Raw genomic sequence first — 20,098 nt, forward strand, 5'->3', positions numbered from 1 at the left:
TAATGCTTTAATATATCATTAAACCCTTGTTAAAAGAATGTCTATGATCTTCTCGCAATTAAATCTTGTTGAATAGAAGCTTCATTCTTTTCGAATTTTTTATAAAAAAACATAGGAATGATTCCGATCAAGAAGACGATAAATGGCAGCCAGATAAAGCTAAACTGAATGCCGGACAACGCCGTAGGGGTTTGAACTTTCCCAGCGATATAACCGGTGCTGCCCATGATCCATGCTGGCAATAATCCGCCGATTCCGCTACCTGCTTTAATACAGAATGCGCTTCCAATGGAGGTCAGGAAACCACTTGCCCGAATACCATTTTTCCATTCCCCATAATCGACTGTATCTGACAACATCGCAAACGGCATAGAACATGCAAAGCCTGATCCTAACGCACCAATAATCCAGCCGATAATAATGAGGGTTAAGTCTGTACTTCCCATTAAAATCACGACTTGACCCAGCGCAGCTAATATCAATCCGATAATCATAATCGCATTTTTACTTAATTTTCTGGCGAAAAACGGAATCAGAACCATCGAGATCAACTGCAAGGAGGTCAGTCCATTGATTAAAGGCACTAAGTCCTTACTGTCCAGATTGTATTGCAGATAAAAGATTAGCGTTGCTGAACGAATATTCAAACCAATCCAGTAGCACAAGTTGGCAGCTACAACGAGCATCCATGGCCAGTTTCGTTTGATGGCTGTAAAGCTTTTAGCAATGGGAACGGATTTCGTTTTCACTGCTGCATTTTCTCGCAAATCGGCAAACGCTATGAAAAACATAATAATCGCCATGATTCCAAATAAAACGAGCGTTAAGGAAAATCCTTTTTGATCATTTCCCTGTCCAAAGAAAGCGACCAAAGGTAACGTAAACGTCGTGGCGATGAAGAAACCCACATTCCCCCCGACCATGCGGAAGGAGTTCAAGACTACGCGTTCATTAGAATTGGTGCTCAGATTAGGCAGAATAGACGTAATCGGCGTACTGATTCCGGTATAAAGGATACCTGCTATGATATACGTAATGGCGGCATATGCAATTTTGCCCGACTCACTCCAATTGGGTGTCGTAAACGTAAGGACCATGAACACAGCGAACGGAATAGCTAACCATAGAAAATAGGGTCTGCTCTGGCCGTATTTCGACTTGGTTCGGTCAATCAGGATGCCCCAAATCGGGGCATCAATGGCATCGATAAAACGGGTGATAAATAGTAATGTCCCGGCAATCCCGATAGAAAGACCGAATACATCTGTATAAAAATATAATAGATAACTGGAAATGACACAGTATAGTAGATTGCCTGCTGTATCCGTTAATGAATAGCTGATTTTACGATGAAAAGGAACGGTACTTGCTGCCTTTTCCGGTGATTCCGTACTCACAATTCTCGTACTCATGATCTTTCCTCTCCCCATGCGAATGAATTATGATTCATAAACCCATACACGCATTTCCCCTTTAGCCCGATTGCACCAGGCGTAGTAAGGAATGGCGGTAATTTGTTGAGGAACAAATTCAGGAGGCTCCGAGCTATATAATGCGTTCGAATTTTTTACCCGGTATCCCTCTATGGTCAACTTTACAATGCCACCCAGCAGGTTTTCGCTGAACTCTTCCGTAATGAGGCTATCCTTCGTCAATCTTAATCCTGCCAAATTCGCTCCATTATCCACTTCTTCCAGACAGAACACGACTGGGCCGCGTTGGAGAGCAATTTGCTGCTGGTTCATGGAGACAAGTGGATTGCTCCGAATGCGCTCAACTGGCATAGCCAAATGCAGAGTTACCACATCTCCGTCCTTCCAAGTACGCTGAATCTCGATATAGCCATTTTCCAGATGGTCTAATGACATAGCTTCCCCATTCACCTTCACCTCTGCCTGCTTGCACCAACCCGGAATCCGCAGTGCCCATTTGAAGGAAGTCGGCTCTGTTACGTGGATCGAAAAGGTTAGATCCGCATCCCATGGATAATGATGAGTTTGTGTAATTTCAACCTCATGACCAGATAAAGTCATGTTCACCTTACTGGCAATATACAGATGCGTATACAACGTATCATCCGTTTGGGTGTACATATTGTCCTCAACCGATGCAATCATTCGTGCCAAATTGGGCGGACAGCAGGCGCAGAAAAACCATTTTTGCCGTTCTGTTTTTACATGCTCCTGATCTTTTCTGGATTTTTGAAAAGGATTAACCTCCAGCGGATTCACGTAGAAAAACCGTTTTCCGTCCAGGTCCATCCCACTAATCGTTCCGTTGTATAGCGCACGCTCCAAAACATCGGCATATTTCCGGTCTGGCGCTAAGCGCAGCATACGATTGGCCCAAAAGGCCAGCCCTACAGAGGCGCAGGTCTCACAGTACATGCTGTCATTGGGAAGATCGTGATGGCAAGTGAACGCTTCCGCGTTTACAGTAGAACCGATCCCTGCGGTGATGTACATTTTATGATTCGTTACATCATCCCACAGCGTTTCACAGGCTTGTAACAGGGAAGCATCCCCTGTTTTCGAGGCCAAGTCCGCCATCGCAATATACAGATACACCGCTCTCACCGCATGGCCGACTGCCTCTTTTTGTTCCCGCACAGGTTGGTGTGCTTGCTGGTATTCGAAGCCTAAGCCGAAATTAATGTTGTTATCATCATTCCAGGTGGGCTCTGTTTGAATATGTTTTCTCTTTTCTTGTTCCTCTGCAAAGTAAATAGGATGCTGTCCCCGCTGTTCAATAAAATATTGCGCTAATTTGAGATATTGATCCTTTGCAGTTACGTCGTATAATTTGATCAAGGCCAACTCAATTTCTTCATGTCCCGGGTAGCCTTTCCGTTTCCCTTCTTCCGTACCAAAAATCTGCTGAATCAGGTCTACGTATTTCTCCATAATGTGAAGAAACTTCGTTTTTCCCGTCGTTTCATAATAAGCAACAGCCGCTTCTATAAAATGCCCTGCACAATACAGCTCATGATTATCTCTTAGGTTCGTCCAGCGATTATTGGGTTCCTTCAGCAGATAGTACGTATTCAGATACCCATCCTCAGCTTGAGCTCTTCCCAACAATTCAATTACTTCATCAGCCCGCTCTTCAAGCGCAGGATTCGGATGATCCCTTAAGCTAAAGGCAACTGTCTCCAGCCATTTGGCAATGTCACTGTCCTGGAAAACGGTTCCATAATACTCCCCACTGGATTCCCCGGCTGCAATCCTAAAGTTTTCAATCGCATGACTGGGTTCTGTATCTGGTAATTCATCATTTAATGCTTTCCACTGATAAGGAATAACCTCTTCCGCCACAACCTGCTTATACTTTTTCCAAAATAAATCATCAATGATGACATGCTTAACTGGCTTTGCCGTTTTCATTGGATAAACATCCCTTCCTGGAAATAGAACGCTTTCATTTTTGAAAAAATAAGGATAAAGTAATGATAATATCGTACAAGCTAACCTGAGCTCCCCTTGCTACGTCCTTATTTTATCAACCTGAATTTATAAAAAAAATCGCGATCTTTAACTAAAACTTATACGATTTCACACACAAAGGAGCTGGCTTCCATGAGCAAAACAGACTTTCTATCATTCCTTGTCCCTCCGCTGCCTTATTTCATTGAGGGGAATTTTACTACATATCAAAAAGGGGATTGGCACCCGAATAGGTATAATCTGGGTTATTTTGACGTAATAATCATTAAAGAAGGATTGCTGCACATTGGCGAAGAGGACGAAGTGTGGAAGGTAACTGAAAATTACGCTCTCATTCTTGAACCGGATAAACATCATTTTCCCATTGAGGCATGTACAGAACAAACCTCCTTTTACTGGTTCCATTTTCAAACCAATAGCATGTGGTGCGCACAATCCTCGCCCAATCCTATTATACCCAGCACCCCCATTCCCGAGCTGCATTTTCATTCAGAACATACGACCATTCATTTGCCCAAAATTCAAAAAGTGGTGAATCCGCATGAGCTATTTTCGAAATTAGACTATTTACTAGCCTCTACTTTAAAACCTAGAAAGCTGGCACTATGGGAGGCCCAACAGACGTTTGTGAATGTTTTTCAGAGTTTGGAGTATGATCAGAATAATAAAGACAGCTCCTCTAAGTTGGCGGAACAGATCGAAATATACCTAAAACAGAATTACAAAAATACAATCACTAATAAAGATTTGGAGACCCATTTTCACGTACATCAGAACTATCTCGCCAGATGTATGAAGGTCGCCTTCCAGCGCACACCACTTGAGTATTTAATGGATTATCGCCTGGATCAAGGACGCAGTCTTTTGCTGCAAACTGACTGGTCTGTCCAACAAATTACCGAGGAAACAGGATTCTCCCAAGCAAGCTATTTCTCCAAATGCTTTAAAGAAAAGTTCGGAATGTCTCCAAAGAATTACAGACAACAATACTGGAAGCCAGTCCATTGAATGCTTACATCTCCTTTACATTCCTTTTACATTTTCATTGTATCCTTTTGATATTCTCGCTTTATACTGAGTCGGTTATATCATTTTCACTTCAGAAAAGGGGCATACATATGAAGTCAACTAAACTCGCATTATTAGCCATTTTAACGGGGGTTCTGGTATCACCAGAACTGACCCATGCGGCAGACATTCAGCCATCCGGGTATGCATCACTACGAACACAGGCAGATAAAATGGGGGCGACAATTACATGGGACAGTGATGACCACTCTGTTTTGGTCAAACTGAAAAATGGCATTGTCGGGACCTTTACAGTGGGTGAGAAGCAATATCGTCTAGCTGGACTAAGCGGAAAAGCGGACCGGGAAATTAAGATGATGAATGGAAATGTATATCTTCCTACAAAACTTCTTACAGCGCTTGAAGCAGAGAACAGCAAATATGCAGATCCAAAGGATGCAGTCCCCACCTATAAAGTAATCCCCTCTGCCGAAACAGAAGCTGTGGAGGATGGAGAAGACGCAGCCGACGACCCTGCAATCTGGCTCAACCCGGCCGAGCCAGAGAAAAGTAGAATTTTAGCAACCAATAAAGGCGGCGGGATTTTAGTCTATGATCTGGAAGGCAAACAACTGCAAAACATGAAGGTCGGAAAAATGAATAACGTGGACCTTCGTTACGGTTTCACATTGGGCGGCAAAAAAATTGATATCGCAGGGGCAACCAATCGAACCAACAACACGATTGATATCTTTGCTATTGACGGTGCATCAGGAAAGCTGACCAACGTGGTTGGCAAACCTATTAAAGCATCTATGAAAGAAGTGTACGGATTCAGCTTATACCATAGCCTCAAGACAGATAAATTTTACGCGCTCGTGTTGGGCAAAGAGGGTGAATTTGAACAATATGAGCTGACTGATGACGGAAGTGGCAAAATTGCAGGTAAGCTTGTCCGCCAGTTCAAGCTAGATACGCAATCTGAGGGCATGGTTGCTGATGATGAATATGGTACGATCTACATCGCTGAAGAGGATTACGCCATTTGGAAGTATAGTGCCGAGCCAGACGGTTCATCCGAGCCGCTGCGACGTGTTGATATTGCAGATGGGCGTAGACTCCACGATGACATAGAAGGACTTACATTGTATTACGGTAAAGATGGCAAGGGGTATCTCATGGCCTCCAGTCAAGGAAACAGCAGCTATGCGATCTATGAACGACAAGGCGACAATGCATATATAAGCAACTTTACGATCAGCGCGAGCCCTACCGTTGACGGTACGTCTGTCACAGACGGTATTGATGTTCTTGGCTACGGATTAGGCAATAATTTCCCTCATGGTATCTTCGTTGCACAAGATGACGAAAATCTTCAAAACGGCAAAAAGTTAAATCAGAACTTTAAAATGGTGCCTTGGGAGCGAATCGCTACGGGAGCCCCTACTCCGCTAACGATAGACGATGGCATCAACCCGCGTGAATTGGTAAACAGAAGCACGCAGTAATGCCCGTCGGGGAAATCAACTCAACATTCCGACTCTATTCATAGAAAAAAAGGGGTGTTCCAAAAGCCATAAAACGGCTGCTTGGGACACCCCTTGTTGCTTTTAAGCAGGAAAAGGTTTAAGATCCAGCACTAGCACATTTACCGAGTTGGCCGGTAAGTCTAAGAGGACAGAATCGGTATGAAGCGTAATCTGTTGTTCGGTAGGCATTACCTTCTCATCATTCTTCTTGTTCACGTTAGGTACATGAACAAGCGAGGAATCGCCGGTTAGTGTAATCAGCTTAGCGATGGACTCAACACTCAAATCTTGTAGATTCAGCTGGGTTACCTTATCCACGTTGTCGGCATTCACCAGCTTCACATATACATGCTCAGCATCTTGGGTTACCGAGTTGAACACGTCTCTGTTGTAAGCCTCCAGCTTGTAGTCCAGCACTTTGCTGGTCGTCTCGCCGTCGGTGTATGAGCAAATCAGATTACTGCCCGTTTCACCGCCGTAGTTCACTGTTATGGTGTAGTCCGTGTTGTCAGCCAACTCTTCATAGCTAGCTGCTCTCAAGTTACCTGCCGCTGTACTGGAAGAGTAGTCACCCAATGTGTAGCCTTCTATGCCTTGCTTGTAAACCTTCACGCCGGTAGCCTTGCCGCCATAACCGATCGCGTATTCGACAACGTCCTTTTTCTCCGCAGAAATATCCGTGAGACCCGCACCCACATAAAAACCGTCCGTGCCGGAAATACGGGAAGCGACCACCTCTACCTTGTAATTGCTCCAGCTGTCGTTCAAGATGTACAGACCATTCAAACCGCTATCCTGAGCTTTGAGGACAAGCCCCTTGCCTTCCTCCACTGTAGAGCCCACGGAACCGGGAATGACCTGCCAGGCCGAATTCAATTCCTGGGTAAAGTCTTGATCCAGCAAAACACTGCCGTCCTGGTTGGAAGTAACAGTCACACGCTTAATCATAACTTCGGCGTTGCCTGTCGCGATTTCAATTCCACCCTGAGGAATGAGATCCGTTGGCTTGCCGTTTTTGTAAGTAGAGAAAGAAGTGCTCAATACTTTATTCCCCAAATATTTAGCATACATTTGCTGTACATAGTAGTTCGGCGTAAACCACACCGTTTCGTCATCGAACCAGATGCAGTCTGGTGTCCATCTGTAGGTTCCATCTGTCAGCACCTTGTTAAACAGCGGTGCATAGGCAGCCAACCGAACGACATCGGCATTATTTTCGAAGCCCGTCATCACCGCTGCCTCTGCTACAGCGCCTGCTAATGTATTTTTATCCGTTGAGGCGTACTCTCCGACAAAAACCTTTGATGTCGCTTTCCAATTTATACTGCCGTCCACGTTATAAGCTCTGTAGTAGTAGTTATAGCGGTCCACGTTATTCAGCAGGTACTCGTTAGAACGATAGTAGTGCTCGTCTGCAATGGTATCCATATAGTCCTTTTGCTTCTCATACCAGGTTACCGTTTCTTCCGTCACCTGGTCACCATCTGCAAAAGCAACCTTAGCCGAACCGGTCATATTACCGCTTAAGAACTTCCAGCCCTGTTGATATGCATCGTCGTCTGCTTGAGCGCCAACCGTGGAGATGATATGCAGCTCATAACCCGGATAGTTTTTCTCCATATACTCATCAATCGACGTTTTGAACACTTCAAAGTTGGCAAAGAATTCTGTGCCCCAGTTCTCGTTACCCACACCCAAATAACGCAGATCGAACGGAGCTTCATGGCCCATTTTTTTACGCATAGCAGCCCATTCATTATGTTCAAAATCCACACTGATCGCAAAGTCGATCAGATCTGTAAAGTTCTTAATATAGTATTCTCTTAATGCGCCTCCAGCCGGATGAGCGTAATCGGAACGGGCTTGGCAGAGAACGCCACAGGCCATAACCGGAAGCGGAGCTGCATTCAGGTCTTCTGCCAACTGGAAATACTCCATATAACCAAGGCCCATGGTCATCATATAGCCCCATACATTAAAGTTTTCCTTGCGCAGCTCGATATCCCCAATCGATTCCTTCCAATCGTATACGTTTTCCCATATAAACGAACCCTCGGAAATACAACCACCTGGAAACCGCAAAAACTTCGGATGCATGCCAACCAGTGCGTTCACCAAATCTTTTCTCAGTCGGTAGTTAGGATTTCCCTGGAAGTTAGCATGTGCCGATGGGGATTGCGCTTCCTCTCCTGCGCCCCATACATCTTGTGGGAATAAAGAAACCATATCAACCGAAATGTCCCCTTCAAATGTAAGCGCCAGCTGCCCGAGAACCGTAGCTGAGCCTGTCAGCACAAGTTTGGAATCGATGCCGTACTTCTTCCACGTGTTGCCACCTTCCACCTGTATCGTAACCGAATCACTAATAGCCTTTTCATTCGAGTCTTGCAGTTGCAGTGTGATTGCGCCAGCTGAATCGGCCTTCGCCCAGATGGTAAACTCATACTTGGCACCCTCTTGGATGGACATGGCACAATTCTGGTTAGAATCGGAAAAGCCCTTGTTCCGAATCGTTGCACCATCCGCTACCGTCACATAATAAGAGTTCACTTCTTTGTCTTTTGCGCCTAAAAACTCATTTAATCCACCGCTATGTTGTGGAGTCATCTTGTCCGTATCACCAGACCAGGCAAACAACGGGTTGCGGTTCCGTCCTGTAGAGCAGCCGCATTCACCGGAAGCATGGGAATACGTATCAAACTCGAAAGATTCAAAGGAGCGATTCTGAACGAGTTCTGCATAAATCCCGCCATCTGCCGCGTTATTGATATCTTCATAGAACAAGCCGTACATCACTTCGCTGACATCCAGTACTTCCTTATTTCCATGAATGGTCAGCGTGTACGGAGGCAGCTGTTCAGGAAGAACGGATACTTCAAAGCTTTCTTCAATCTGGCTTAAGCCCTTCGTTAATAAAGCTGTGACGGTAACCCCTTGTGCGGAGGTAATCGCCTGCACCTGCCCATTGTCAGAGAGTATACTAGGTTGGCTGGATTTCCAGGTCACTTCTACTCTACCGCCCATCAGAACGGTTGGCAGAGATAAGTCCTTGGTCACAATCGTCGTTGGAAAGGACAAATATTTATCTCTAGCAAGCTTCACGATCTCTTCATCTGTCAACGAATCGCACATGACCTCAATGACTTCATCTGCCGACAAGCCTGCTTTATAAATTCTAAAGTCTGAAACGGAGCCGGCAAAGTCTACATCCGCCGCATGCTGGGAGCGACCGATAAAATTGTTGCTGTAGTTGGACGAGTCTGTAAACGTTTCGAACCATTTACGCAGCTTGGCATAGTTACCGCTGGAAGTTTGGCTGATGGAACCATCCGCTACCACTTCACCATTGACATATATCACCGGACCGGCACTGCTTAATGTGCCGCCTTCCGTGCCGATCACAGACAGGGCTATGTGCATCCACTCATCCCTGACAAAGCCTCTTCCCGGGTCTACGGACAAATCCGCCTCGGTGAAAAGGGTTCCGCGCAGATTCCGTGTCATGAACATATAGGGTCCTGTATGGGCTTTACCAAAGTCAAAGACACGTTCCCACATATCTGTGAATCTGCCGAAGTTGACCCAAGCAGTAACCGTCACACCGGTGTTATCGCTTACATCTTTGAATAGATCGGAAGGAAGCTGGATATACGATGTACCGTTGGGGCCACCCTCAAGCGTCAAAGCTGCTCTACCGGTAGCATGGGAAATCGTAGGTGTTACTGTGCCTGAAGCAACCCCATCGTTACCTTGCCCTGAGCTATCTTTGCCGACGTTCTCTGCATCATCAAACTTGTAACGCGCAATGATTTGATCTTGGAATTTGGTCATCTTCGTTGCTCCTATACCCATAGTTTATTAATGTAATAACTAATTAGTTAATATAAATACATACTATATAGCTATAGTACCTTATCCTGAGTACCTTTTTCAATCCAATAAATCGGATTTATGAAGAAAATACTTGAACGAACTACATAAAAAAGCAGCCATCACAGAAGATACTCTGCGATAACTGCCTTTTGGCTTACAGGATTACTTGACCCAGTCGGAACTTTTCTGAAATAAAGAAGTTTGACCGTAGCTATGTTATCCGTTCAATTTTTGTCCACAATTCGGACAGAAGTTAGCTCCTTCGTTTTTTGTACCGCAATTCGGACAAAAATTGGGCTTATTACCGTCTCCAGATGGAGCGGGGGCAGCAGGTGTAGGCTGAGTCTCAGCCGAGGGCTTTGGGTTCGGGTTCAAATTTTTCATCATTTCATTTGCTATATTCATCCCCATCATCATACTCGCCATATCCGAAGCAGCACCGCCGCCTTTTACATTACCCGATGCAATCCCGTCCGTCATCGTCACTTGTTGGTACTTTTGCAGATTACCGATCATTTCATGAGAGGCTGTCTTCGTGATCATATCTTGGATTTCTTGAGGATAATTGAAGCTCATCACATGAAAGCCAGTAATCGTCATACCGTTGTCCATCACTTGCATATCCAGATCTTCTTGAATACCTTTTGAAATGTCAGAAGCATTCGCCTGCAGATTGAACATGTCCTTTCCTTCTCTGCTAATCCACTTCATCAATAACTGATCCAACACCGAAGTAATCCGAATTTTCACATCCTCAACGAGATAACTGTCCTTCACTCCGGCAATCTTATCGATGAGCGTAACATAATCGTTCACTTTAAAATTAAATGTGCCATTGGCACGAATCGGCATACCGCCTGGCAGCTGAGGGGTCGGGATCAGCACTGGATTCTGCGTCCCCCATTTGACCGTAAACTCCTTCGTATTAACGAATAAGACCTCTACCCTCATACCACTGTTAAAACCAAATTTAAACCCTTTTAATGTGGATAGAAATGGAATAATGTCAGAGTCCATGTTATACGACCCTTCATTCTCGAAAATCCCCTCTATTTTGCCGTTAGTTACAAAAATCGCATCTTGACCGGAGCGGATGATTAATTTACTGCCTTTTTTAATTTCACGGTTGCTCCACTTCCAGAAAATCATATCATCTCTAAATTCTTCCCATTCTACAACATTTGCAAATTGATTTCTGAAGAACCCCATACTGTATCCATCCTTTCAATTTAGGATTTTGCAAAATTCGATTCCAGTCGCTCCAAAGTGCAATATATAGACGAACTAGACCATTTCGATCTATATATTGTTCATTGAAAGTGCTTATTGGATTTTTACAAAATCCTCAGTTAAAATGATCCTCTGCTGCCGCTATGCGAATGACCGCCGCTGGTCGTTCCGCCACCACCGCCTGAGCTGCTGCTACTGCTGCTCTTTTCAATCTTCCGTTTCGTTGTCGTTGTGTGAAGATACTGATCTCGATGTTCCAGAACTCCTGAAGCGTTCGCATCCTCGTAGGTCTGCCGATTTACCGTAACCCGACCGCCAGAATTGGAAACCATCTTGCCCACGATCAACGCCGCCAATCCCAGCGCAACCGCCAAATGAAGCCAGCCTTTAAAAAATATACTGTCTGGATTCACCCCTGGACGGATGGCCAAATATTTGTGCGCACTCAGAATATACTTTTGAAATGCCAGCCCATAGTTACCGTTCGTCAGATCCGGGCTAATCTCATGGCGTATTTTAGTAAGCCTGTCATCATCCAGATACCGTTCTGCCTTATAAAATCCGGCCAAGTACACTTCTCTATTTCTCATATCCATCGTTAAAATGACCGCGTTCCCATGAGATCTGTCATACCCAGGGCCATGGTCATCATAAAAGTCCTGCGTCATTTTCATAACATCCATATTGTCGGGATTGAGAGTAGTATAAATAATAATGTCCGTTTCTCTTTCCGCTCCGTATTGATTAGCCATAGCGTTCAACACATCATACTCTTCCTGATTGAGCAGACCCGCTTCATCATAAATCAATGGCTTCATTTCTGTCGTTGCTGGTTCGCCCTTCATTTCCATAGGAAGCGCCAGAAAAACAGCAAAGAACAACAAAACGGCTATAATCGCTCTATACTTTTTCAATAAAATCCCCCTCCCATCATCAACCAAGTGATTAACCTCAATGAAAAGAGAGTAATGCCGAAAATGCCTGCAAACCAAGCCGTCACTTTGAACTTGCTAATCGGAGGCTTACCGACTACCTTGCCCGTCTGTCCGTTCATAGCAAACGTATGCTCCAATTGATTATAATCATAGTGTATGACCCACACCGGGAGCAGGACATAATCCGCTTGTTTTAATGTAGTATCAATTTGCTTTTCCGTATAACTCACGGCCGTATACTCTGACACCGTAGAATGAATATAAGCATCAATATATTCCTTCACTTTTTCTTTAACTCGCGGGAAAAGCTCTTCTTCGTTATAACTATACTTCTCCGCAATATAACCCGCTAGATATGGCGTTTTAAAGGGTTTTAGCTGATCGTATGGAAAAGGCTCCAATTTATCCATCAGCTCATCGTTCATTTTCTCCGCAGCATCAATTGGAACCTTTACATAATTCAAACGAATTTTCCGATATACATCGAAATGCTTCGTTTCCGTATATTCGTAGTCTCCGCTCGTATAGGTTCTCACTTGGGTACCTTCACCTTGAACCTCAATTTTATTATGTAATTCATATAACCAGAAGGGCACATACATCCCGGTTATTCCCTTGATTCGGTCTGCTATCATGAACCGGTTCGGCGTCAGACGGCCATTCTTGCACCATTTTTTGAAAGCAGCTATGGCTTCTTCCTTACTGATTGAAAAAGGAATAACCTGCGCTGGAGCCAGCTTCCCAGTCAGTCGATCCCCGAGAACCACGGCAGAACCACAAAAGCTGCACACCGTTGCACTCGTCTCCACTTCGGTCATAATCACTGCTCCGCAGTTATTACAATGATACTCATGGGCCTCATCTTCTGAAAAAATACGATTTATCAGAGGATCAGGAATAGATTCGATATTGTCCTCTCTTCCGCAACTATGACAGGATAACATCCCTGTCTCACCGTCAAAGACCATGCCGCTGCCGCAGTTTGGGCATTTGTATTCGATAACCGGCATCTGCTCACCTCTTCATGTAGATACTGTTATGATTCCTTATGGTTGATTTTTTCTTTGATCGCAGCCAGTTCATCCTCTGCATTCGTACTCTTCTCGTATTGTGCAAATAAAACATCCAGGTCGTCCTTCGTTCCTGCCCGAAGCTCGGCTATAGCCATCGCTTCATCATACGCTCTGTTCACCTGTTCTTCCATAACTTCGAAAGCAGAATTCTTGCTGCCCATAGAGTTCAAGGTTTGCTGTGCTTTGGCAATCGCCATCTTCCCTTTAAGTTCAGCGCGCCGCGCTTCTAGTTGTCCCATATCGGACACCAACTTCTCCTGCATTTGTTTCATATTTACGGCGTTTGTCGAAGCTAAATCATAGGACGTTTGTAATTGTTCCAATTTCTCCGCCTGCAAACCTTTTCTCTCCAGAAACTTTCGAGCTTCCTCTTCATTACCAGCTTCCACAGACTTACTGGCATAATGCTGGAGCTTTTTGATTTCGGCTTTGCATTCATCCAGTGCTCTTTTTGCCCTTCTCTCATCAGCCAACACTGAGGCCGTCTCCGCTTTCACCTTGCCTAGATCACTGTTTAAATTCCGCATATAATCGTCAATGGTTCTCTCCGGGTCTCCCACCTTATCCACTAAGGCGTTAACATTCATTTTCATAATATCCCTAAACCTCGACAAAATTCCCATGATGACCTCCTTCGAAAGGACTACATTCCACCATATCATACATCAAATCCGGTAAAAAATGTTCATCATAGCTCTATATACTGGCCCACTGATCACTTTCGGATGTGTGTTCGTTTTATTATAAAAGCAAAGGGTCCAAAAACCCGCGACAGATTTTTGAACCCTTCTATTTATTGTTCCTGATTATAGTTCTTCATAGGACTTGGGGTCCTGACCCCATATCCGCCCATCCTCACTGCTAAATGCCGAAATCACGTTCATTTCCTCTGGAGACAACTCAAAATCAAAAATATCCAGATTCTCCGTTTGGTGTTTTAAAGAAGAGGCCTTAGGGATCGGGATCGCTCCAAGTTGGATATGCCAACGTAAAATCGCTTGTGTAGTCGTTTTACCATGAGCAGCAGCAATTTCCCCAATCTTTTCATTCTCCAGTATGCTGTGACCACGCCCCAAGGGGCTCCACGATTCGGTCACGATGCCCTGTTCAGCATCTTTTGCACGCTGGTGCTCCTGATTAAACAATGGATGCAATTCAACTTGATTGATGCTCGGGGCGACACCTGTTTCCCGAATTAAACGTTCATTATGCTCGGGCAGAAAATTGCAGACCCCGATGGAACGAATATAGCCCCTTTTCTTCGCCTCAATCAACGCCTGCCAGGCTTCAACATATCGATCAATTTGGGGATTCGGCCAATGGATCAGATAAAGATCATAATAGTCCAGACCTCCTCTATATAATGACTCTTCGATCGTTACAATGGCTTCTTGGTAAGCATGTCGGCGACCCGGTAGTTTGGAGCAAATCAACAATTCTTCTCTGGGCACAGAGCTCTGCCGGACCGCTTTCCCGACAGCCCCCTCATTTTCATAGTTGAACGCTGTGTCGATCAGACGGTAACCTGCATCAACTGCGCCGGTAATCGCCTGTACTCCATCTGCACCCTTAAATCCAACAGTCCCAAATCCAATGACGGGCACTTTAGTGCCATCATTCAATACCTTCTCCGGAATTTGATGGTTCATATTAACAGCCTCCTTTACTATTCTCATATACCATAACACCTCTTTAATCCTCAGGCAAAATATAGAAATTCATTTCGTTCCCTATATATGTATATACCCACTAGCTTGTAAATTCTCTACCAAGTTCTCTGTGTGCTAAATCAAAAAGCGCCTGATCCCCATTGAAATCATACTTGAAGTCAAGGGGTCAGGCACTTGTACCACTACCAAATCATATATTCCACTTCATGCTTGATGGCTTGGTTGTCCAACACAAAGTTGAAGTGTCTGTGTTTTTATTTCAAGCCTTTCCATACCCAGTTCTCTACGTCTGGTAAATCAATACCCTCTTCGCGAATGAATTGATGATGTTTCTTAACCGTAGCATCCATTTCATCCACAATGTTGGTGTACTTCTCAGCGTCAGGTAAGCTTAGAACAGCTTCCTTCACTAGATCGAAGCGATCCATCTGATTCAATACGCGCATATCAAATGGTGTCGTAATATCGCCATTCTCACGGTAACCATGTACATGCAAGTTATGGTTGTGACGATCAAAGAACAGATCTTTGATCAGACCTTCGTAACCATGGAAAGCGAAAACAACTGGCTTGTCTTTTGTGAAAAAATGATCAAACTCGGCGTCGGATAATCCACGCGGGTCTAGTTTTTGACTTCTCAGTTTCAGCAAATCTACCACGTTGATGTACCGAATCTTCAAGTCAGGCAGTTTTTCATGCAAAATGGAAATCGCAGCTAAACTTTCAATAGTTGGCTCTGTACCAGCAGAAGCAATGACAAGGTCAGGTTCCCCACCTTGATCTGTACTTGCCCAATCAATAATCTTCAACCCTTTGTCCACCAATTCTTTCGCTTCATCAGCACTAAACCATTGTGGACGTGGGTGTTTAGACGAAACAATCAAATTGATCTTTTGACGGTCATTTAAAATGGTGTCGAAAACAGCCAACAATGAATTGGCATCCGCTGGCAGATACTCCCGAATAAATTCTGGTTTTTTATCAGCCAAATGACCTAACAAACCTGGATCTTGGTGTGTATACCCATTATGATCCTGTTGGAACACTGTTGAGGTTGCTACGACATTCAATGATGGGATATCTGCACGCCATCCTTGATCCGTTGCTTTACGCAGCCACTTAAAGTGTTGGGTGATCATCGAGTCAACCACACGCAGGAAGGCTTCGTAACTTGCAAAGAAACCATGACGACCTGTTAATACATAACCTTCCAGCAATCCTTCAGCTTGGTGTTCGGATAATTGAGAATCAATTACGCGGCCATAGGATGATAAGAATTCATCATTAGGTTCAATAATTTGGTCCATCCATTGGCGTTTGGTTACTTCAAAAACAGGAGCCAAGCGGTTAGACATCGTTTCATCCGGTCCGAAGATTCTGAAATTACGATTTTCTTCATTTAAAAGAACCACATCTTTAACGTATTTCCCTAAAACCGACATATCTTGCGCAATCACTTTACCAGGTACGGAATTATCCAGCGCATAGTTACGGAAATCCGGTAATTTCAAGTCTTTAATGAGGTTACCCGCATTCGCAGCAGGGTTCATTCCCATACGTTTATCGCCTGTAGGCAGGATTTCAGCAAGCTCAGAGTTTAAACGACCGTTTTCGTCGAACAATTCCTCTGGTCTATAGCTATTCAGCCATTCTAACAAAGCAGGTGCGTGTTGCATATTTTTTTGATCAACCGGAATTGGAACCTGATGGGCACGGAATGAATTTTCATTCGGCACGTTGTCCCATTCCTTCGGACCTGTCCAGCCTTTAGGTGAACGGAATACAATCATCGGCCACGCCGGACGAGTAAGGTCATTATTTTCACGCGCATTCTTCTGAATAGCTTCAATCTTCTCGATGGCTGTATCCAATACTTTCGCCATTTCTGGATGCATGTGATCCGGATTTTCACCTTCAACAAAGAACGGCTCCCAACCCAAACCTTTAAAGTATGAGGTCAATTCTTCTTTCGATTGACGAGACATAATCGTTGGGTTACTAATCTTAAAGCCATTCAAGTGCAAGATTGGCAGCACTGCACCATCCGTGATGGGGTTGATAAATCTGTTAGAGAACCACGAAGCGGCTAATGGGCCCGTTTCAGCTTCGCCATCACCAATAACAACAGCCGAAATCAGATCAGGATTATCCAGAATGGCACCTACACCATGAGAAAGGGAGTAACCTAATTCTCCACCTTCATGGATAGATCCAGGTGTTTCAGGAGCAGCATGTGAAGCAATACCGCCAGGGAAAGAGAATTGTTTGAACAATTTCTTCATACCTGGGATATCTTGCGTAATTTGCGGATAGATTTCAGTGTAACTTCCATCCAGATAAGAATTTGAAACCATAACCTGGCCGCCGTGACCAGGACCTTCAATGTAAAGCATGCTCAAATCATATTTATTAATAACACGATTTAGATGTGCATAAATAAAGTTTTGACCCGGAATTGTGCCCCAGTGTCCAATAGGCTTAACTTTCACATCTGAATCTTTTAAAGGCTCTCTCAACAAAGGATTATCTTTTAAATAAAGCTGACCTACCGAAATGTAGTTCGTTGCACGCCAATATGCATCAAGTTTTTCCAAATATGTTTTAGATGAATAATCTGCTAACACGGGTGATAATGACATTGTGTCCACTCCCTAAGTAGTTTTGTTTGTAATTTATTTCCGGAAATTTCATCTACATGTCCATCATAACGCTATGCCAATTTAATTCAACCTTTTTCACAAGTGATACGGTCCAATTTTGTGAAATTTTGAACATACTATGAAATATAAATTAAAAAGACAGTAAAAAAGCTCTTACATTAAAATATATAGAAGTATAAACCAATAAAATTTGTAATAAACGAGGTAATTGCAGGCTTCAATCCTTTTTTCAAAACCATAAAAAAAAGACCGGAGAATTCTCCAGTCTTATCATTAGTGAACCGATACAAAAGTATTAAATTTCAAATATTTGTAATGAAATCGCATATGAGAAAACTCAAATGGCGTACCGTTATCTAAAAAGAACACACCTTCCATAATACCTACAGGCTCATTTTCATTTAAATGTAGCAGCTTTTGATCATTCTCTTGAGACGGTTCTGCAAAAATGGATAAAAAAGATTTGGTGACGGCCAAGTTCCGGGAGTCTTCCAAATAATTAAAAATGGACCCCTCAATAATTGTCTGATTTAAATTCTGGACAATTTTAATGGGGATATAGCCCGTTTCAATCATAAATGGATCATCATCAAACAGACGTAAGCGGACAATTTTGTAAACAAAATCATGAGTCTCCAAGAACAAATCGCGCTGTAATTCTTCTGTTGGCGGAATGACCTCAAAACTCAATACTTTGATCTTAGGCTTTTTACCATGCATTTGAAAATTATCAGTGACCCCTAGATTAGAGCCTTCGTAGTTAAAGATAGATTCATTTCTTATGTATAATGGATTAATAAATGTCCCGGAACCTTGTTTTTTGAAAATAATTCCGACATTCTCCATTTTAGTCAGAGCACGTTTAATTGAACTACGACTAACCTGGTAAGTCTCACTAAGACTACGTTCATCTGGCAATCTCATATCCGCAAACTTTCCCGCAAAAATTTTCATCTTGAGATCGTCAATAATTTGCTTATAGACAAATTGTGTCATAAAGTACTCCTCTTTCAGGTCTTCTATAACTCTATATAGTTTACCATAACTTGCCCATTTCATCTCATGTTTGTTTCTGTTTGCTGAGCGGGCTTTCAGCGGATAGGAAGCGCCGTCGCTTTTACTTTACATCTCTATGCATAATACCATGATTACACATATATAACACCACTGAACGTACCTGCAAAACAGCAGAAAATACAGAACCCCCACCTTAGCATCAGTAATAAGACCAAGCCTGTTTCGAACCTTGAGGGATGTTTGACTAGACCAGGCTAAAATCCTTGAATACATTGTTATTATTCATCTTGTTCAAACGTTTTCTAATAAGAATGGTGGGGGGGAGATCATATTGGCTATCCGCTACAGCGTCATCATTCCAACCTATAATCGAGCCCAGCAATTGTTGCTCACACTCGCTTCATTTGAGACACAAACCTATCCAAAGCAACTATTCGAAGTCATTGTAGCTGATGACGGTTCTACAGACGGAACGAAAGAAATGGTCGAAGGCTTCAAAGCATCCTATCCTCTTATCTATGTGTCACATCAGGAACAACGCGGTCGATCTGCCGTTCGAAATTTGGGACTGCGCCGTGCAAAAGGGCTATACATCATCTTCTGCGACGCTGACTTTGTAGTATTACCGGAATTCATTAGGATCGTGAGCCGTTATCACCGTAAATATCCCAAGTCTGTGCTCTCAGGCATTCCTCACTCATGGGACGATGCTTTTACCCATTATTACCCTGACTTTTCTCCTGAAGAAAAAGAACAATGTCGCAACATACTTACGCAGTCCAACTTATGGAATGCTGACTATGAAGCAGCGAACGAAATTACTCCAATCATAACCCCTGAAGATATCCTTCACCAAACGGGTGCACTGTCTAAAGTAGTTAGTCCCACAAGAGTCCCCCCCAATACGCAGAAACAATTTGCCACAACGGATGTCGCCCCCTGGATGCTGCTGGTTACTCGTTGTGTAGCCATCAGACGCAGTCACTTGATTCGTATTGGAGGTTTTAATGAACGGTTTGTGCTGTATGGACTCGAAGACTGGGACCTTGGCTATAGACTGCATCGCTTGAAGATCCCTTTTTATTGCATCAAAGAGGTGGTCGGATATCATCAGGAACATCCAACCTATCTCAGAGGTAACGTTTTAAATACAGAAAATCTGAGAATCATGTATGAAGCCTACGGATTCAATGACTCCTCGTTAAATTTATTTGCCCTTATCCCTCCATCCGAGGATTTTGAGACCTACAAAAATACGTTGCGGGTATTGCGCAGGGGATTCCGCTCTAGGTTAACACGCTCATCAGCACTGTTATTAAGAAGAACATTACGCATTGCAGCCAAACAGTTCTACGATCAAAGCCATACTCATGCATACAAAAAATCATTACACTTGATAAAAAAGAAAGCAGAGAACCGGAAAAGTCGAGTCGCTCACGTGTTACGAGAAATGCTGGTGAAGTCTGAAAAGCTGGTGGAATAATAGTTACTCATTTACAGCGTACAAAATCGTGTGTATTGCATCCTCCTTACGGGATAAAAAAACTCCTCCATAAAGGTGCGAGCCCAACTTGGCAAGCAGCTTTATGAAGGAGGAGTCGCCATGTCCGGAGATAACGACAAGAATTGTCGTTACTAGTTTACTATTCCTCTGATAGTC

13 protein-coding genes are annotated in these 20,098 nt (G+C 43.6%); 3 read left to right on the plus strand and 10 right to left on the minus strand.

What is annotated here, in order from left to right:
* Positions 1-41: 41 nt before the first annotated feature.
* Both BM358_RS22020 and BM358_RS22025 read right to left on the minus strand, forming a co-directional pair.
* Entirely contained in the window at positions 42-1,412 is a 1,371-nt protein-coding gene (locus BM358_RS22020) for a glycoside-pentoside-hexuronide (GPH):cation symporter (protein ID WP_023986522.1), read from the minus strand.
* 27 nt (positions 1,413-1,439) lie between these two features.
* Complete coding sequence (locus tag BM358_RS22025) at positions 1,440-3,383, minus strand: glycoside hydrolase family 127 protein (RefSeq protein ID WP_028541890.1); 1,944 nt, start codon at positions 3,381-3,383, stop codon at positions 1,440-1,442.
* A gap of 192 nt (positions 3,384-3,575) precedes the next feature.
* Between BM358_RS22025 and BM358_RS22030 the strand changes: the two genes are divergently transcribed.
* Together BM358_RS22030 and BM358_RS22035 are read left to right on the plus strand one after the other, a co-directional pair.
* Positions 3,576-4,451, plus strand: a complete 876-nt coding sequence (locus BM358_RS22030) for a helix-turn-helix transcriptional regulator (protein WP_023986520.1) — start codon at positions 3,576-3,578, stop codon at positions 4,449-4,451.
* 110 nt (positions 4,452-4,561) lie between these two features.
* Entirely contained in the window at positions 4,562-5,959 is a 1,398-nt protein-coding gene (locus tag BM358_RS22035) for a phytase (protein ID WP_028541889.1), read from the plus strand.
* 102 nt (positions 5,960-6,061) lie between these two features.
* Here the strand turns inward: BM358_RS22035 and BM358_RS22040 are convergent, their stop codons facing one another.
* The 8 genes from BM358_RS22040 to BM358_RS22075 form a co-directional block, all read right to left on the minus strand.
* Complete coding sequence (locus tag BM358_RS22040; protein WP_028541888.1) at positions 6,062-9,811, minus strand: alpha-L-arabinofuranosidase C-terminal domain-containing protein; 3,750 nt, start codon at positions 9,809-9,811, stop codon at positions 6,062-6,064.
* 258 nt (positions 9,812-10,069) lie between these two features.
* Positions 10,070-11,062, minus strand: a complete 993-nt coding sequence (locus BM358_RS22045; protein ID WP_028541887.1) for an SPFH domain-containing protein — start codon at positions 11,060-11,062, stop codon at positions 10,070-10,072.
* A gap of 140 nt (positions 11,063-11,202) precedes the next feature.
* Complete coding sequence (locus tag BM358_RS22050; RefSeq protein ID WP_028541886.1) at positions 11,203-11,997, minus strand: TPM domain-containing protein; 795 nt, start codon at positions 11,995-11,997, stop codon at positions 11,203-11,205.
* Positions 11,994-13,028: a TFIIB-type zinc ribbon-containing protein gene (locus BM358_RS22055; protein ID WP_023986506.1), complete on the minus strand. Its 1,035-nt coding sequence runs from the start codon at positions 13,026-13,028 to the stop codon at positions 11,994-11,996. Before BM358_RS22055 ends, BM358_RS22050 begins: the two co-directional genes overlap by 4 nt.
* 26 nt (positions 13,029-13,054) lie before the next feature.
* The gene (locus tag BM358_RS22060) at positions 13,055-13,714 is read right to left on the minus strand and encodes a PspA/IM30 family protein (RefSeq protein WP_028541885.1); all 660 of its coding nucleotides are present in this window, start codon (positions 13,712-13,714) and stop codon (positions 13,055-13,057) included.
* A gap of 183 nt (positions 13,715-13,897) precedes the next feature.
* The gene (locus BM358_RS22065; protein ID WP_023986504.1) at positions 13,898-14,740 is read right to left on the minus strand and encodes an aldo/keto reductase; all 843 of its coding nucleotides are present in this window, start codon (positions 14,738-14,740) and stop codon (positions 13,898-13,900) included.
* A gap of 275 nt (positions 14,741-15,015) precedes the next feature.
* Complete coding sequence (locus tag BM358_RS22070) at positions 15,016-17,400, minus strand: phosphoketolase family protein (protein WP_028541884.1); 2,385 nt, start codon at positions 17,398-17,400, stop codon at positions 15,016-15,018.
* Positions 17,401-17,694: 294 nt separating this feature from the next.
* The gene (locus BM358_RS22075) at positions 17,695-18,417 is read right to left on the minus strand and encodes a GntR family transcriptional regulator (RefSeq protein ID WP_023986502.1); all 723 of its coding nucleotides are present in this window, start codon (positions 18,415-18,417) and stop codon (positions 17,695-17,697) included.
* A 352-nt stretch (positions 18,418-18,769) separates the two neighbouring features.
* On the opposite strand from BM358_RS22075, the gene BM358_RS22080 reads away from it, so the two are divergent.
* Positions 18,770-19,921, plus strand: coding sequence for a glycosyltransferase family 2 protein (locus BM358_RS22080; protein ID WP_028541883.1), 1,152 nt, complete (start codon positions 18,770-18,772; stop codon positions 19,919-19,921).
* Positions 19,922-20,098 lie beyond the last annotated feature (177 nt).

The sequence above is a fragment of the Paenibacillus sp. cl130 genome (assembly GCF_900116035.1).
GTDB classification, from domain to species: domain Bacteria; phylum Bacillota; class Bacilli; order Paenibacillales; family Paenibacillaceae; genus Paenibacillus; species Paenibacillus polymyxa_B.